6 protein-coding genes are annotated in these 18,483 nt (G+C 44.0%); all 6 read right to left on the bottom strand.

Features of this window, described 5'->3' with window-relative positions; all coding sequences use genetic code 11:
* Positions 1 to 28 precede the first annotated feature (28 nt).
* From NL626_RS00945 to NL626_RS00970, 6 genes are read right to left on the bottom strand one after another with little or no spacing between them, the layout of a single operon-like run.
* Entirely contained in the window at positions 29 to 871 is an 843-nt protein-coding gene (locus NL626_RS00945; RefSeq protein ID WP_253656899.1) for a phosphate ABC transporter substrate-binding protein, read from the bottom strand.
* A complete protein-coding gene (locus tag NL626_RS00950; protein WP_031781401.1) occupies positions 861 to 1,481 on the bottom strand; it encodes an OmpA family protein in 621 nt (206 codons plus the stop codon). Before NL626_RS00950 ends, NL626_RS00945 begins: the two co-directional genes overlap by 11 nt.
* Positions 1,474 to 2,787, bottom strand: a complete 1,314-nt coding sequence (locus tag NL626_RS00955) for a TolC family outer membrane protein (protein ID WP_054579453.1) — start codon at positions 2,785 to 2,787, stop codon at positions 1,474 to 1,476. Before NL626_RS00955 ends, NL626_RS00950 begins: the two co-directional genes overlap by 8 nt.
* Positions 2,788 to 2,802: 15 nt before the next feature.
* Positions 2,803 to 4,116, bottom strand: a complete 1,314-nt coding sequence (locus NL626_RS00960; protein ID WP_021033865.1) for an HlyD family type I secretion periplasmic adaptor subunit — start codon at positions 4,114 to 4,116, stop codon at positions 2,803 to 2,805.
* Complete coding sequence (locus NL626_RS00965) at positions 4,113 to 6,284, bottom strand: type I secretion system permease/ATPase (RefSeq protein WP_253656900.1); 2,172 nt, start codon at positions 6,282 to 6,284, stop codon at positions 4,113 to 4,115. Before NL626_RS00965 ends, NL626_RS00960 begins: the two co-directional genes overlap by 4 nt.
* The gene (locus NL626_RS00970; protein WP_253656901.1) at positions 6,281 to 18,421 is read right to left on the bottom strand and encodes an RTX toxin; all 12,141 of its coding nucleotides are present in this window, start codon (positions 18,419 to 18,421) and stop codon (positions 6,281 to 6,283) included. The genes NL626_RS00965 and NL626_RS00970 overlap by 4 nt, the downstream gene beginning before the upstream one ends.
* Positions 18,422 to 18,483: the final 62 nt, after the last annotated feature.

Raw genomic sequence — 18,483 nt, forward strand, 5'->3', positions numbered from 1 at the left:
CAAGCCCACATAGTTAGGCGTATGAAGTTTATTTATACCCGTTTAAAACAACTGGCTCATCTAGCCCTAACTTCACTCTATTTCTTTTAATAAGCGCTTTTGGTAGTGAAATAAACCCAGCATTTCGTACCTGTTGTGTATTGTTGTCGGTTGTAAGGAGTTCAAATAGTTTTGATTTTGTGATTTTCTGATTGGTGTCGAATTGTTTATTTATATAAACGTAATAGACCACGGAAAATGGATAGCGAAGAGAATAGATGCAATCTGTGCTCAAAGAGCATGAGTCATCGTTATGATGAACAGAGAGAGCCTTGTAGCTCGACCACTGTTCTGAGTATTTAAAATCGGAGTATCGCATATAAGCTTTGGCTGAAAAGTCGTCGCTTAAAGCCCGTTTCAATCGGTCTTCATCAAGCATTTGAATCGATGATTGACAACCATTAGAGCTCACATCTGGGTTACTTAAACGCATCTCCCCGAAAGCATACGTATTTGCATCACAGCGTTTCAATTCACTAACGGAAACACTATCTACCGTACTCTTTTGACTATTGATTACGACAATAGCGTTTGCCATTAAAAACAAACGTGTAGGCCTGTGGCCTCTTTCTCGTTGAAATCGGGAGATGTTTTCATCTGACCATTTCTTAGATGTGATCGCAATAGAGGCTCCGTCATTTAGCATGTCGTTAAAACCACCAGACTGAGATGCAAGCGCTACATTTACACTTGGCTCATCTATCAATGTTTCTATCGTTTCTAGTATCTCTGGTTCGACAAAAATCGATGTTCGAGCCTCAGAGTCAGCAAATGCCAGCGGTGAAATCAAACATGAAGCTAGAGCAAAGAAAGGCAAGACTTTAATTTTCATAATTCAACTCCAACTTCGAATTAGGTGTCAACTCGCTGTCCGAACTAAATATAGTCCACGCTTGTTCAGTACTTTCAGCTTTCGTGTTTACAACAGCAATTGTGCGCCTTTCCCGTTTTTTTAGTTGTACCGTCAATGCCGTATTCTGATAAAACTCTTGCTCTTCAATTCGATTATCTTGAATGCCGTTTCTCACTAGCAATTTTCGTATAGCTGCCGTTCTTTTCTTTGCCAACGCTTTGTTGTATTCGAGTGACGCTTCAGGGCTTGTGTCTCCTATCAGTATGACTTGCGCATTTGGGTTACTCTGAAGCAATGCTTTCAACTCGCTTAGCGGCATATCATGAGATGACGTTACCTGATGCTCATCCATCGCAAAGAAAAAACTGATCAGGTGTGTCTGCGAGTCGTTGACCCAATTCGCACAACCCTCACTGTCAACAACCACACCTTTGGGCGTATCTGCGCAGTTATCTCGTTGGTTTATCACGCCATCACTATCATTGTCTTTAAGGTCGTTGTACTGGTAAGTGGTCAACATCGTATCCGGTGATTCAGCACAGCCTGCTAACATGAAAACTAGAAGACTCGCCACTGCGAATTTATCCATTATTGTTCTCCTTCCAGTTCTCTGGATACTCAACTCGCAACGCATAAGTCAGAATCCCCATCGAGTTGAATAAACGGTAAGTGGCAACCAAATGATCGTACTTTGTTCGGGTATAGTTCCGTCTCGCAACAAACGTTTCAACTTTGGCATCTAATACATCTAACAAACTGCGTCGCCCTACATTGAACTGCTGGATGTACCCTAATTCAGTTACTTTCGCCGCATCAACGTTGACTTTTAAATACTCCATTTGCTGTTGAAGCAATGTATGTGCGTCCCATGCCAGCCTTACACCTTCATTCGCATCTAGTTCTGCATTTGCTCGAATAGCCCTCGCCTCCTCTACTCGCCAGGCAGATGACTCCACTCGGGAGTCTGTAGAAAAGCCGTTAAAAAGATCGTAGTTGACCGTCAGCATAACCTTTGCATCTTCGTTAATGCCTTCAATATTATCCACGTTGTCTGTTTTGTTGGCTGACAGCTCAAGCTTGAGCTCTGGGTAGTAATCCCCCTTTTCTCTTTTTACTTCATGTCGAGCCGCCTCTAAATCTTTCATCGCCGACTGTATGGATGGGTGCAACCTAACCGCTTGTTTGAGTGCTTCGTCAAGCTTATTCGGAAGCAATTCCTGCGGGTAAACAGGCTCAACTAAGTTTTGCGGCGCTCGACCAACCAAACGTACAAATCTTGTTCTAGCATCGGAAAGATTGTTTTGGGCGGCAATCAATGAGGACTGTGTTGTCGCGACACGCGAAGAAACCTGCGCTAAGTCGGAGTTGCTGGTTAAACCTTTTTCTTTTTTATCTAGAATGAAACGGTAGATCTCTTGGTGTTCACTTAGGTTTCTTTCTGTCAGTTTCATCAACTCTCGGGCATGTAAAACGTCCACATACGCTCTGACAGTATCTAATGCGACATTTTCCGCAGATGCCAATAAGCCCAAGCGTTCAGCTTCAGCCTCGTAAGATAAGCGATCAACGTCAGCACTTGTTTTAAATCCATCAAATAACAGTTGGGAGATTCTTACGCCCATCTCCGTTCTTTCTAATGTTCTATCTTCACTGTCGATGTAGTTTCCGTTGTTATATCGAGTACCTTCGTACCCTGCTGCTGCATACAAATTAACCTGAGGAAGAAATGAACCATTTATGGCATTTCGGTCTCGTACCATCGACTCATAGCGAGAATAGCGAGCAAGCAAACTTGGGGAGCTATCGAGAGATAACGTAACTGACTCTTCTAAAGTCAAAGCGTTTGGCGACGATGATACTGCAAACAAGACCAATAACGTTGATTTAAGCCGCATCTTATATCCTTATGTCTATCTTTCTCTGAGCGAATTCTCTTTCGCACGTAATATAGGTTTTAACCAATAATTCAGTACTGTTTTTTCTCCTGTAAGAATGTCTACCACAACCTGCATTCCCGGGATGATCGTAAACTTATCATCAACCTTGAAAGTAACGTTGGCACGGTAGTAGGCATTACCCTCTTCATTTTGAAGTGCATCGGCGCTTACGTAGGTCACTTCTCCTTCTAGGCCTCCGTAAATGACAAAGTCATAGGCAGACAACTTTACCGTTGCCGGCAGGCCAGGCCTTATGAAGGCGATATTCTGAGGAGAAATTCTCGCTTCAACGATTAACGTGCTATTACGAGGGACTATTTCTAAAATAGGCTCACCCGGCTTAACCACACCTCCGATGGTTCTGACAAAAACATCTTTGATGGTTCCATCGACCGGAGAAAGTAACTGCGTTCGATTCAACTGATCCGCAATCGCCTGACGACTTTCATTGAGCTGCGCTAGTTGCGTCACAACTTCATTGAGCTGCCCTTGTGCCTCTGCCCTAAAAGCAAGCGCAGTACCACGATAATCTGCGATGGATTCAGAATACACAGCCCTTTGCTTTTGGGCAGCAGCTTGTGAACTCGCGATGTCTCCTTTGAGCTTTATAACATCTCTATTCAGTTTTAATAATTCCACTTCAGCCACCGCGCCACTAGAAACCACCTCTCTCAACATATCTCGCTCTTTCGAGACAATAACCAGACTGCTTTTTAGTGTTTGAATGGTATTCAAGGTATCTAGATAAGCTTGCGATTGTTGCTCAATTCGCAATTTAGCCTCCTCCAGCTCAGACTCCAGTTGGCTCAACCGCTCAAGATAGTTTGCTTTGGCATTCAGATAGGCAGAGTGGCCGGTCATCGAAATATCAAATGGCTGAGGCTCGATACTCACTTGTTGTTTCCAATCCAGTTGGAGGCTATTCACTTTTACCGTTTCTAATTCAATTTGAAGCCTCTGCTTTCTGGCGAGCAAAGATTCAACTTGTTCAGAGGTCTCCGAATAGGTCGACTTAAACCTTGTATCATCCAGAATGGCGATGGTTTGCCCCTTAGTGACGCTTTCACCAGGCATGACAAGTAACTCCTTTAGAATGCCGCCCTCTAAGCTCTGAATCGTCTGAACAGACAAAGTAGGAACAACTTTTCCTTCGCCGACAACCACTTCGTCTAACCTCGCCCACGAGGCCCAAATAATCACACTCAGCACTAACGCGGCAGACAACCAAATCAACGTTCTCGAACGGTTTGCTAAATGAGCATTACTCCAACGAACTGTGCTCATCATTGACCTCCTTCGCGTACAATTGATACTGCGCGTACTCTGTTCGTCTTCGCGTTAGACTGTTGTTTAGCAAAAATTTCTTGGGGCGCTCCTTCCCTCAAAATTGCGCCTTTATCAAGCACAACAATTCGATCACAAAGCGATAATAAGGAATGTTTATGAGAGCTAATAATCATCGTCGTCGAGTGCGGCAACGATTTAAGAGCATTAAACAACGCATTCTCAGCTGGCTGGTCTAAGGAACTGGTTGGCTCGTCTAAAATTAATGCTGCTGGGTTTCGATAAAAAGCTCTTGAAATCGCTACAGCTTGCCTTTGCCCCCCCGACAAATAACGCCCTCCTTCTCCGACTTGCGTTTCTAGACCATGAGGAAGGCGACTCATGTACTGGTTCAAACCCGATAATTCTATCGCACGGCGTAATCGTTCTTGATCAATAACATGATGTCCTAATACTATGTTTTCCATAATGCTGCCGTATATAAGATGCGAATCTTGGCTAACCCAACCCGTTTTCTCTCTTATCAATTCGGCGGGCCAAAGCTGACTGTCAATGTCATCAAAATAAACGCTACCCTGTAAGGCACTGAGTTGATTGGTAATAATAGAAAGGAGTGTAGACTTTCCTGCTCCTGCACTACCAATAACGCCAACGCGTTCGCCTTGCTTGATAGTAAGATTAATATCTCTCAAACATGGCATATCAACATCTGGGTATTGGAAGCTCACGTTTTCTAAACGTATATTCCCTGTAAATTCGGCAGACGTAATGACCTGACTGCGTTTCGCCTCCTGAGGTAAAGACATGATAGAATTTAAGCCTTCAACCGCTGTTTTTGTCTGTTGATAGCGAAGTAACAGCATAGCTAACTGGTTAATCGCCCCTGCAGCACGACCGCTAAGCATGACAATAGCAATGAGCCCCCCCATGCTGAGCAATCCCTCAGAAATTCTGTACACGCCTGTTACAAGTAACATTACGGTAATTATCTGCTGGCTAGATTGAATGGAGTAAGCAACGATATTCGAATAGTTTCGCGATTGATTTTGCCAATCAGAAAGCATGGATACCGTTTGCTCCCAACGCTTTTGTGCTTCTCCCGTAGCGTTATTTTGCTTAATCTCTTTTAAAGAGGACAATGAATCAAACAAGTGAGCTTGTCGCTTCATGGATAGTGCAGCACTTTCCGTATGTGATTGTTCTATTTTTGCTTTTACCGCAAAGCCAAGGATCAGCAGGGTAAACATGACGGCAATAGGTATGAACATCATTGCCCCACCTAGCCAACCAATTAAGACTAAAAATAACAACGTAAATGGGAGATCAACTAAGGTCACAAGAGATGCAGAAGTAAAAAAATCGCGAACACTATCAAAATCTTGTAGTTGTCGAGCGAATGCACCGACTGATGCAGGACGGTGTTCAAGTTTCATCCCCATAACTTTAGAAAAAAGTATCGAAGAAAGCTTGTTATCGATGTACTTACCCGCGGTATCAGTGACAACTCCCCTTGCTTTACGCAATAGCCAATCAAAAATAATGATGACGGAGACACCAGCGACCAAAACCCATAATGTACTGAAAGCTTGATTAGGCACTACACGATCGTAAACGTTCATAGTGAAAAGCGGAATAACTAGCGCTAGCGTATTGATAAGGAAAGAGGCAATCAAAAGATCTCGATACCACGGAGACATTTCTTTCACTACTGCGAAAAGCCAATGTTCATTATAATCCGCTTGAATAGAACTTATCCGTTTGTCCAGCTCTGGACGCATAGAAACTTGCCATGCTTGAGGCTGGAATTGATTCTGCAGTTCCTCGCTCGTGACGTATTGCGTTTCACCTTGATCTTCACTAAATAACGTGACTTGATAATCGCTGTTATGTCGCTCAGATATAATAGCGGGTTGTAACGTCTTCCTATTGATTACCACCAATGGAAAGCTCAACATTGCGGTGGATTTTAAATCGATTAATGTGAGTTCAAGATCGGCTCGCTCAGCGGCTCTGATGAATAAGTCACTATCCAATCTACCCTCAACAAGAGGTAATCCAGAAAGCACCTTTTTTGTATGGTGTCTAACCTCAAAATAACGCATCAACCAAGTTAACGATTGCCCCCAAGGATCGTTAGTCAGCTCACTTGATGAGAATGAGTGATGCTTCATGACATACCACCTACTAGCAAGTTGTTGTCATCAATCATCTTCTGTAAGACATTTTCTTCGGCTACGCCAGTCGAGTCACCTTTGTAAAGCTGATCGAGAGTGACGCCCTGCATAAGAATCTGTTGTTTTGTCCCCGTCTCTTCTGGTTTTATGTGAAGCGTTACGCCATCATCATTCTCTGTTAAATCGAGCTTATTATCGACTTCTGTTATCGAGGTAGCGGTGATTATCGAGGCGATGTTAATTGTGTCATTATCATCACCAATAACGGATATTTGGAAATCGTTGATCACATCGTACGAGGGCTTTAACTCGTTACCGAGCCCTGAACTGTCAAACTGGAATACATCGCTGCCACTTCCTCCAATAAGCAAATCATTAGCATCTGTCGCAAGTAATGTTTGGTCACCCTCTTCCACTAAGGCAACATTGACTGTCTGAGCAGCACCTTCTGCGACAGTAGCACCCAGTGTTGCAATCGGTTTTATCGACAACGTAAAATCACTTGCACCGCTAAACCCACCAACGATGGAAAGATCAGCGACATCCTCTTGATCAACAGTGTAAATGCCGTTCAATCTTTCACCATGACTCAACTCTAGATCTGTTGGTAATCCGCGAATCTCCACACTTCCAAACTCTTCTGGTGCAGGGTTGACTAAATTCATGCTCAACCCTAAAGGAATACTCCCAGACGCTTCAGACACAATAGACTGATAATCGGCCGTTAGTGTTGGCTCATCAGCTTCAGGGGTAACAACAATGGTTAGATCGGTGCTTTGCACATCTCCAAAATCGGTTTCGAGTTTCCCTGACACTATCGCTTGATCAAACGTTCTAACATTGAGAGCAACATCCATCGTTCCAAATGCATCCTTCGGAACGAACTCCAAACCTGACACTTCATTTGCTCGCACTAATACCGTCGCCACGGCATTGCCCGCGTCATCGAAGGTAAAGGATGAGAATTGAGTTCCAATACGAATCCTACCTAAGCCTTCCAATGCAGAGGGTTCAGAGCTTGCTTTGATCAACATCGACACTTCTATATATTCGTTGCTATTTGTTTCAAAACCGCTCGCTAAAAAGTCAATCGAAACGGAATCACCTTCATCTCCAGTGAACGTGTTAGAGGTTGTATTCAACGATACATCGTCGCCAATCGGTTTTACGCCGACGTTGAACTGAGAAGTGGTATAGTTATAGTCGTTTGATCCAGACCCTTGGGTAATAGCTTGCAGTGTTAGTGAAATATCCCCACTAAAATCTAGTGGCGGTAGAAAGTAAACCTTATCAAGTTGTGCTTGAGTTAGCTGCCACTCCTTGCTCTCACCATCCGTTGAACCGTTATCAGGGAGTAATTCGAACGTCCCATTATTGTCCCAAACCAACACAGCTCCGTCTGGCACTCCTGTCATGACCAAAGACATCGACTCAGAACCATCTTGATCGATTAATGATGCAGATAAGTTTCCTAAATAAATATAATTATCTTCATCACCAACTACGTCTTCTGTTTCCAGAACCGCTTTATCAACCACTGGGGCAATGGTAACGGTAACTTCTGTTGATTTAGTTTGAGTATCTTTCGCACTGTCAGTACTTAAACAACTTCCCGTGACTTCATCAGTAATGTTTGCGTCAACGGAAATAACAAGCTCTCCACTGTAGTTTTCAGGTGGGATTAACTGAATTTCGTTTAGACGCGTAACATCTGTCACTACCCATGTTCCATCACCGTTGTCAATGAGTAGGCTCGGGTCCACGGCAGTAAACCGCGCATTCTCGTCAGACACAGATAAAGAAACCCAATTGACACTTTCAAGGCCAGTCGCTGCGTCACCTTCTCCAGTAATGGACTGCATTGGCCCTTCACTATCGCCCAATACAAGAGCAAGATTCAGGTTGGTTATAGTATCTTCTTGAACCGTAACTTCGCTTGGTGCTATCGCGATATCATCGACAACAGGAGAGATTTGTACCGTAATGGTCTGAGAGGTTGTTTTCGAGTCACCATCGCATGGGGCCGTTTCTGTCACTTCTAAATTGAAAGTAATGCAACCAGCAAAGTCCTCATCCACGCCAGTAAGCGTCAAGGAAGACAATCCAGCGCTAGAAATTGAATAACCCAACAGATTGCCCGCATTATCATAAGCAGGTATCACACCTTCGCCAGTAAGCTCGACTCCTTCAGGTAAAGAATCTGCGGCGACAAAGAAGGAAACTAAGTTACCATCACTACTCGCTACATCAGGGTTTAAAAACGCCCCAATTGAGACATCTTCACCTTCTTTACCTACAATATCCCCACTTTGAACGCTTCCTGGTTCACCAGGATCAGCACACTGGTCTCCATCTCCTTCATGGCCAGTAATTTGAATTTGGAACTGACCTGTGATGTATTGAGCATCCGTTCCATCTCGAACATACGCTAACACATTCACATCAAGTATCTCTGTATTAGATGGGCTATAAATCGATGCGCTAGCAAGCAAATCTTGAGCGGTTTCCAACACGCTATCACTTGTGATTCCTTCCATTGGAATCAGCCAGTTCCCATCGGCATCTTGAGAAGCACCATTCGGATGAGTAACAATGAGGTCTTGACCCTGCGGTATCTGTAAAACGATGTAATCGAGATACTCTGAACCATCAATATCCGCTTCTGTAAATGCAATGCCTCCACTCACGTCGACAGCAGACCCATCCGTACTTGTGAATACTTCAGTCGCGCCTTCTAAACGTGTTTTGTCAATATCTTCATTACCAATATCCACTTTGCCAGAAACCACGACGCTCAAAGAGCCATTGATTGCCTTTACATCAGTCTCCATCGTCGGAGACGTGTCTGTCACTTCGTACTGAACTTCCAGGCTAAATGTCCCACTTAGGTCTTCATTAGCTTTTACAGTGATTCGTCCACTGTTTAACAACTCAGATAATGTTGCCGAGCTACCATCAAGTAGTTCATTGAGTTCTAACGGTAAGTTACTTTCCTCTACTGCATTACCATCAAAGTAAAGCGTTAAGCCATCTGGAATGGATACAATGGTGTATCCTGTCAAGGACTCACTAGAATCTATATCTTGATTAACGACAGGCTCAAGATTTAGTGTGATGAAATTGTCCTCAATACCATTGCTTTGTAATTCTTGACCGTCAGTTTGATCAACAATAGGTGAGATTTCCATTTCCACTTTAAGAGGGGTTTCAGCAGAATCACCATCCGGCTCTGTTGAAACGACGATAACATCCATGCTCAGTGTTCCACTAAAATCTTGCTCTGTTTTGAGGTAAGTGTTTTCAAGAACAGCGTTTGAGACCTGATAAACTGGCCCCGTTATTGGGTCCACGTAAGCAATTGGAAGAACAATAGGGTCACCATTTACATCTGTCAGTTGTGTTCCTAAAGGGATGTTCTGAAGCAAGATATTAATTTCTTCTGATAGATCGTCGTCTGATGTCTGGATGATAAAATCCAGTTGTATCAGGTTATCTTCGTCTAACGTAGAGAGATTACTAATTACTTTAGTCGCTTGATCATATTGCCAATTCCCCTGTCCACCATCTAGAACAATTGGTTCATCGACCACGCCTTTTAGCTTAATGTCAATGGTTGCAGATTGGCTCTCGGCGGTTTCATTAAGAGGTGCTAAGCCATCAATAGTCGACTCTGTTGAAATGGCGGTTACTTGAAGGGATAGAGATTCAGTAAATGAGCTGATATCCGATTTTGGTTGAAGTAACGCCTCCGAATTGGCTAGAGCATTGGAGGTCACTAGGTAGGTATTAATACCGATAAGCGTAATCCCAGCTCCGACAGGCAATGTCCAACCATCTTGAACTTCTATGCGATAAGACAGAGACTCCGAGCCATCTGTGTCAGTGAGCCGCCCTAAGATGTACTCTTTTAAGTCAATCGCTTGGTCTTCAAGCCCCTGAATGTTTTTAACGGTCAGCGCAGGCACATCGGCATCTGGAGATATATCGATAACAACTTGCTCAGTGATCTCCGCTGTTTTATCTTGCTCATCGGCAAACACACTACCCGACTCAGTCGTTACTGCCGTTACATCAAAAGTAAATCTTCCGGCTAAGTTTTCGTTAGATGTGATTTCAATTTGATCTAACTCGGATTGGCTATACGCTTTCCCTTCCTCAATAGCACTTCCGTTAAGTGTTAATATAAGCCCATCTGGAATATTCGAAATTTGGTAGTGGAGCGTTTCAGAACCGTCTTGGTCAAACTTTTCAGCAACAATATTGAGTGAAAGTGATTCAGCGGAATCTTCAACACTTTGATAAGAAAAGTCCGAATCATTAGACCACTCTGGCAAATCTGCAACCGGTAAAACGTTAACATTTAACGTGTTATTGCCTTGTAATACAAAACCATCTGGTTCGACATCAGATACGATTAATGCAGACACTGCTAACGAAACTTTGATAGTGTTGCCCGACAGGTTTAGCGCTGGTTGATAAGTGAGATCACCATTTGGAACGGTGAATATACCCACCCCCATTAGCTCTGTACCAGAAAGACTAATAAATCCGTCATTATCATCATCTTCAAGGCGCACTCCGTCTAAAAACAGAGCCCCTCCTTGTAGAGATTCAACAGAGATCCTTATCGCTTCAACACGCTCATTATTCTCCGTATCCCCAGGAGAAACTCTAATCGGTAACGCGACTGGCGTAGGGTCTCCACTATTATTCGCGCCATTATCTTCTAACGTATCTACATTAACGGTTCGAATAAAGCCCCTAGCATCATCAAGAATTAATTGAGCTTCACTGCTTGCTTGGTCACCGTCTGCATCCGTCACAGTTATCGTTAGATCATCAAGCAAACCACCTACAGGCGTATTAACAATAAGCTCGGTAGTTAGCGTAAATGTCCCATCTTGAGCAATAGTCAGCGTTCCATATTTTAAGTTACCATCACTACTATTGATTAAATCGATGGTCCAAGCATCATTGCTAAATACCGAACTCGCCGTATCGTATGTTTCACCTGCATAGGTCAAACTTGAAATCAACGTGCCATCTGAACTGATTAAGTCGGCATTATTGCTAAACCAGTTTCCCGAAAACTCATCCCCCTCGGTAAGTTCAATTTCTATTGGTGAGCTTGTGTCTTCGGGGATATCATCCACTACACTAACGGTATATGTCTCAGCTTCAGACTGGTCGCCATCCTTATCAACGGCATAAATTGAAAAACTGAGTTCTAATGTGTTCTCGTCCGCTGGAACACCGTCAGGTTCATCGTGTTCAAGTGCACGGTATAGATCAAACTCGACAGTCCCATCGGTATTAAATCTAATTCTAAAGACGTCTTGCTCGCTTTCATCTCTTGCATATAACCAACCATTCGAGTCCGGTGAATCAAGCGAAACCAGGCTACCACTACTTGTTTTATAGCCGAGCGCATTGAACATATCGATATTCACGCTCACACTGGCGATAGAGTCTGAACCTTGTAATAGCGTAATGGATGGTGACGAGCCCTCGATGCCAGAATCAAGCGAATCATCATTCAACCCGCTTTCATTGACTGTGATTCCCTCTGTAATTACTAGTTCCGGAAACAAGCCATCATAGACCAGTATGTTGGACTCCGTAGAGATCTCGCTTCCATCAGAATCTCTCGCCACGATGGGCATAGAGATCGACAATTGCGTCCCATCACCTAAAACATGGTCAAGCGAGTGATAAAGCTCTACAGTTACATTAACGGTAGACGTATCATTTGATGGCAAAGAGAAGTCACTAGGTAACGTGACCCTAAATACAACGTCTCCAGTGTCTGAAATTGCGTCAAAGCTTCCATCATTGTTATCGTACCAAGTGACAGCCTCTCCGTTATAAGTAACAGCATCACCAAGCGTAGTTTTGACAGTATCTCCATCATTTATGTCAACACCCAGATACACAATCGGATCGAATGATGACGTAACTATCACATCCGTATTCGCTATGGCTGAAACCCCATCAGGAGCAATGTTTGTATCGACAGGTGTTTCGGTTAACTCGACATTGCCACTATTGATTAGCGCTTGTCCATTGTCGTTATCTATAACATTAATGTCTAAAACGACCGACGTGTTATCTTGGTCTGAGTCGATTGCAGTAACAACGAGAGGTACGTTTGGATCAGTATTTTCTTGTTGGTCGAGAGCCTGAAAAAGCTCAAAGGAGTAGGTAATGTCGCTATTTGCATCAATAGGTAATGAAGCATTGAGGGTAGCTTGAAAGATGGGAATCTGAGTTTGCCCATCTTCGTCAAGAATATAACCATCAAGTGTTTTGCCATCCGCAGAGACTTGATAAAGCACAACTTGTTCACCACTCGTCAACAAGGGTTGTTCAGAGACGATGAACGACAAAGATTCGAGGTAATCACTGCCAACCTCAACTTGAAAATTCCCTGAGCTCAACACACTTCCATTTGCGAGATCAGATTCTTTTACTTCTACCCCATTCAAATTATTTAAAGTTGGGTCTGCGCCATCCTTTAGAACATAATCAATTTCATTCTCTACAAGCGGTGTGGCATCTAAATCTACGCCGCCAATGGTCAACGGGAAGGTTACCGTATCACTGCTATTGAATTGATCGATAGGGTGCTCAAGAGTAAGTGAAATTGAAGCTAATACATCGTTACCCGACTCAACGCCACTCAATGTTAACGTAAATACAGTGACACCATTCGCAAATGCTGTAATTTGCTTTCCACTGGAACTTAACGTGTAGCTAAGCTCATTATCAGAGACTGAGCTTGTAAGCCCTAATGCTTCTAACTTAGTAATAGATGACCCACCGAAATACAAACTACTCGGATCCGGATTGTCAGAGCCCGCGACAATATTGACAGTTCCTTCAAAGTTCAATATCGGGCCATCCAAAGGGACTTCTGTTACGTCTATAGTCGCATTGCCTACGTAACCTGCTTGTCCATCAGTAATGTCAATGGTCGCGTTAGCCAAGCCATAGTCTTGGGAGTCATCTGCAGCTAAATAGCTGAAAGAAACACTTTGCTCGACCGAATGATCTAGGTTTCGACCTGCATCAAACTGCCAAGAGCCATCAGAAAATACGGTTAATTCGCCTTTTTCTAAACTAAAACTTACGGATCCCCCCTCTAGAATTGACTTCTGCTCCCCGCCAGCCTCTACAAATTTCACATAAAGTGTTCCATCAAGATCAATATCATTTTCAAGTAGATTGCCCGTAATTGTTTGATCTTCTAAGACTGAGTATGTGTCATCTCTAATCACCGGATCAGAGTCATAAATAGTAATCGTTAACGGTGCCACAACCGTCTCTTGTGTACCGTCAGCATCACTTTGAATGCTTTCAACCAATACGTTAGTCACCAGCTCATCTTGACCTACACCATGATCAATCGCTTCATAAAAAGTAATTTGAACCGTACCATCATCATTGACTTCTGCTGAGAAAACTAATCGGTCGTCAGTCGATGTTCCTTGTAAGCTCAACCCATCTTCTGCAACAACAACGTTAATAGATTGACCGACCGATGTAAGCGCACTCAAACTTGGTTGCTCTGCATGCAGTGCTGGCACACCATTTTCTATGTTGATGGCTGCCGAGCTGCTTTGCTCACCAAAAAATCCAACGATGTTTTCAGAAAATACCGTTGAACCGGGTAGCACTATTGTCGGCATGGTATCGACCGCGTGGTTGCCGGCGGCATCCAACACTTCTGCTTCAATGGTCCACGTGTTGTTTAGATTGAGAGTGTTTACGTCAATTCCGGTTACTGTCCACGACCCTGATGCATCAACAAGGCCAGTAACATTCAGCGTGCTGTCTCCGTCACGTACCCGAATCGTCACCGCCAGACCTTGCTCTACACCACTGGTTGTCCCTCTCATTTCCGTGACTATACCCTCACGGAAATCATCAATGGCAAGACCACCGCTAATATAAAAATCCGTATCTATATCAATGGTGGGAGCTGTGGCATCTATGGTCGTAGCCTCATCCATCGCTTTCGCTTGGTTGCCCGCCACATCATTCACGGAGGCAGATACGGTTAACGCCCCATCGGCTAACGTGGATAAGTTCGCCCCTTCGACTTGCCACATACCATCAACGACAACGGTATTGAACGAGAGCATCCCCCCCGAGCTGTCTTGAACCGTGACAGAAACCGTCTGACCATTTTCAACATCACTGACTTGCCCTGACAAAGTGACAGATTGGCGCTCTTCAATGTTTAAATAGCCGTCTCCGCCATCGTCAACGTCCGCCGTCACACTTGCGAGCGTATCTTTGATGATGGTGTTTTCACTGGTTGCAGGGTTGCCCGCTATATCTATACTCTCAGCAACAACTGTCAGCGTACCTTCAGACAACCCAGAGAGGTCAACGTCGTCCAGAGACCAACTTCCACCAGTCACCACCGTTTCTAAGTTTATGACCGCTCCTAACGAGTCGGTTACCGTAACTTGGATACGCTGGCCATCTTCAATGTTTTCAATCGTCCCTTCGAGGCGAGTAGTCGCGATTTCGTACTGATTTAAATACTCATCCCCTCCACCATCAAAATTGACGTTCACCGTTGCAAGCGTATCTTTAATGGTCGTATCGACGGCGTTCAGGTTATTGCCATAAATGTCAGAAACCACAGAAGTCACCGTAAGCGGCCCTTCAGCAAGAGAAGACAGATCAACGTCTGATAGGGTATAAGCCTCATTCTCTACGGTCGTTGTAACAGTAATGGAATTATTGAGGCTGTCGGTAATGGTGATAGTAACAAGCCACTCATCGCTTATCTTGAGTGCGTCACCTTGAATCGTGACACTAGGAACTTCAAACTGGTTTTCGTATCCATCGCCGCCATCAAGAATATCCACCGTTAAAGAGGCATCATCGTTCAAACCTTCAATTGCCTCTAAGGTAATATCCAATGTTACGGAGGTGGTGTCACCGTCTGAATCTGTTGCATTAACTAACAATGGTATATCCAGGATTTGATCTTTTGACAGATCGAAAGAGCGATATAATTCAAAGGAATACTCTATTTCACTACTCGACTCTACAGGTAATGTGGATAATAGTTTCGATTGAAAAATATTTACTTCCACCCCACCTTCTAAGATATAGCCAGTAATTGTCGTACCGTCATCAGACAGACGGTAAAGCAACTCACTTTCACTACTCACTAATGTGGGCTGGTTTAATTCGCTAAATCGAAGAGAGTCAACATAATCACTCCCGATATCGAGTTGAAGGCTCCCAGTCTTAAAGATTGCCCCACTTTCTAGATTAATCTCTTCCATTGCAACAACAGTCAAGTTGCTCAACGTAGGATCAACACCATCTTTCAACACGAAATCAATTTCATTCTCTACAAGCGGTGTGGAGTCTAGATCTGTCCCTCCAATGGTCAGCGGGAAAGTGACCGTATCACTACTATTGAATTGATCGATAGGATGATCAAGAGTAAGCGAGATTGAAGCTAGTACATCGTTACCCGACTCAATGCCACTCAATGTTAACGTAAATACAGTGACACCATTAGCAAATGCTGTGATTTGCTTTCCACTGGAACTTAACGTGTAGCTAAGCTCATTATCAGAGACTGAGCTTGTAAGCCCTAATGCCTCTAACTTAGTAATGGATGCCCCACCAAAATACAAACTAGTCGGATCAGGGTTATCAGAGCCAGCAATCACATTAACACTGCCTTCGGTGGTTAATAATGCCTCTCCCAGAGGTACTTCTGCTGCGTTTATAGTAGCGCTGCCTACATAACCCGCTTGGCCATCTATAATGTCGATAGTTGCGGTTGCTACACCGTAATCTTTTGAATCATCGGCTGCGAGATAATCAAAAACGAGACTTTGCTCAACCGTGTGATCTAAGTTGCGACTGGCATTCAACTGCCAAGAGCCATCTGAAAATACGGTTAATTCACCCTTCTCTAGACTAAAACTTACTGAGCCACCATCAGGGACAGACTGGATCTCTCCTCCGGCTCTGACATATCGAATGTACAAGTCACCATCAATATCAATGTCATTCTCCAGTACATTGCCAGAAATGACTTGGCCTTCGGTTACACTATATGACTCATTTTCGATCACTGGATCGGCATCAAGGATGGCGATTTCTAGGGGAGCCACAACAGCCTCTTGTGTGCCGTCAGCATCACTTTGAATGCTTTCAACCAATACGTTAGTCACCAGCTCATCTTGACCTACACCATGATCAATCGCTTCATAAAAAGTAATTTGAACCGTACCATCATCATTGACTTCTGCTGAGAAAACTAATCGGTCGTCAGTCGATGTTCCTTGTAAGCTCAACCCATCTTCTGCAACAACAACGTTAATAGATTGACCGACCGATGTAAGCGCACTCAAACTTGGTTGCTCTGCATGCAGTGCTGGCACACCATTTTCTATGTTGATGGCTGCCGAGCTGCTTTGCTCACCAAAAAATCCAACGATGTTTTCAGAAAATACCGTTGAACCGGGTAGCACTATTGTCGGCATGGTATCGACCGCGTGGTTGCCGGCGGCATCCAACACTTCTGCTTCAATGGTCCACGTGTTGTTTAGATTGAGAGTGTTTACGTCAATTCCGGTTACTGTCCACGAACCTGATGCATCAACAAGGCCAGTAAAATTCAGCGTGCTGTCTCCGTCACTTACCCGAATCGTCACCGCCAGACCTTGCTCTACACCACTGGTTGTCCCTCTCATTTCCGTGACTATACCCTCACGGAAATCATCAATGGCAAGACCACCGCTAATATAAAAATCCGTATCTATATCAATGGTGGGAGCTGTGGCATCTATGGTCGTAGCCTCATCCATCGCTTTCGCTTGGTTGCCCGCCACATCATTCACGGAGGCAGATACGGTTAACGCCCCATCGGCTAACGTGGATAAGTTCGCCCCTTCGACTTGCCACATACCATCAACGACAACGGTATTGAACGAGAGCATCCCCCCCGAGCTGTCTTGAACCGTGACAGAAACCGTCTGACCATTTTCAACATCACTGACTTGCCCTGACAAAGTGACAGATTGGCGCTCTTCAATGTTTAAATAGCCGTCTCCGCCATCGTCAACGTCCGCCGTCACACTTGCGAGCGTATCTTTGATGATGGTGTTTTCACTGGTTGCAGGGTTGCCCGCTATATCTATACTCTCAGCAACAACTGTCAGCGTACCTTCAGACAACCCAGAGAGGTCAACGTCGTCCAGAGACCAACTTCCACCAGTCACCACCGTTTCTAAGTTTATGACCGCTCCTAACGAGTCGGTTACCGTAACTTGGATACGCTGGCCATCTTCAATGTTTTCAATCGTCCCTTCGAGGCGAGTAGTCGCGATTTCGTACTGATTTAAATACTCATCCCCTCCACCATCAAAATTGACGTTCACCGTTGCAAGCGTATCTTTAATGGTCGTATCGACGGCGTTCAGGTTATTGCCATAAATGTCAGAAACCACAGAAGTCACCGTAAGCGGCCCTTCAGCAAGAGAAGACAGATCAACGTCTGATAGGGTATAAGCCTCATTCTCTACGGTCGTTGTAACAGTAATGGAATTATTGAGGCTGTCGGTAATGGTGATAGTAACAAGCCACTCATCGCTTATCTTGAGTGCGTCACCTTGAATCGTGACACTAGGAACTTCAAACTGGTTTTCGTATCCATCGCCGCCATCAAGAATATCCACCGTTAATATAGCATCGGGATTCAACCGCTCAGGAGCCTGAGTCTCAGAAGTTGGGTTCTCTCTTTCTTGCACTGCTGGCCTAGTAACATAGCCATTAGAAACGAGTTGCTCAGGTAAAACAGCGCGAATATAGGCAACAAAACTTAACCCACCAGAAGACTCACTAAAATCTCGAACGCTCTGATTAAAAGTGGATTCAATACCGTTTTGAGATGCAATTAAAAGATCATTCGAACTCGATTCATCCTCACTTGTTGTATCTTCATTAAATGCAATATCGAGAATGTCAGTATTAAGAACAACCACCTCTACTTCTGGAACTAATTGTTCGTTGGGCAACATTTGGATCCAAGAACCGTCACTTAAAACCGCCCAAAGAACATTACCGATTTGAATGTAGAGTATTGGCTGCATAATCCGCCCCATATGAAACAACGAACTTTAAGTATGGTCGACGAATATGACTGTTCAAATGA

This window comes from Vibrio sp. Y58_MX_L22 (assembly GCF_024181865.1).
GTDB lineage: Bacteria > Pseudomonadota > Gammaproteobacteria > Enterobacterales > Vibrionaceae > Vibrio > Vibrio alginolyticus.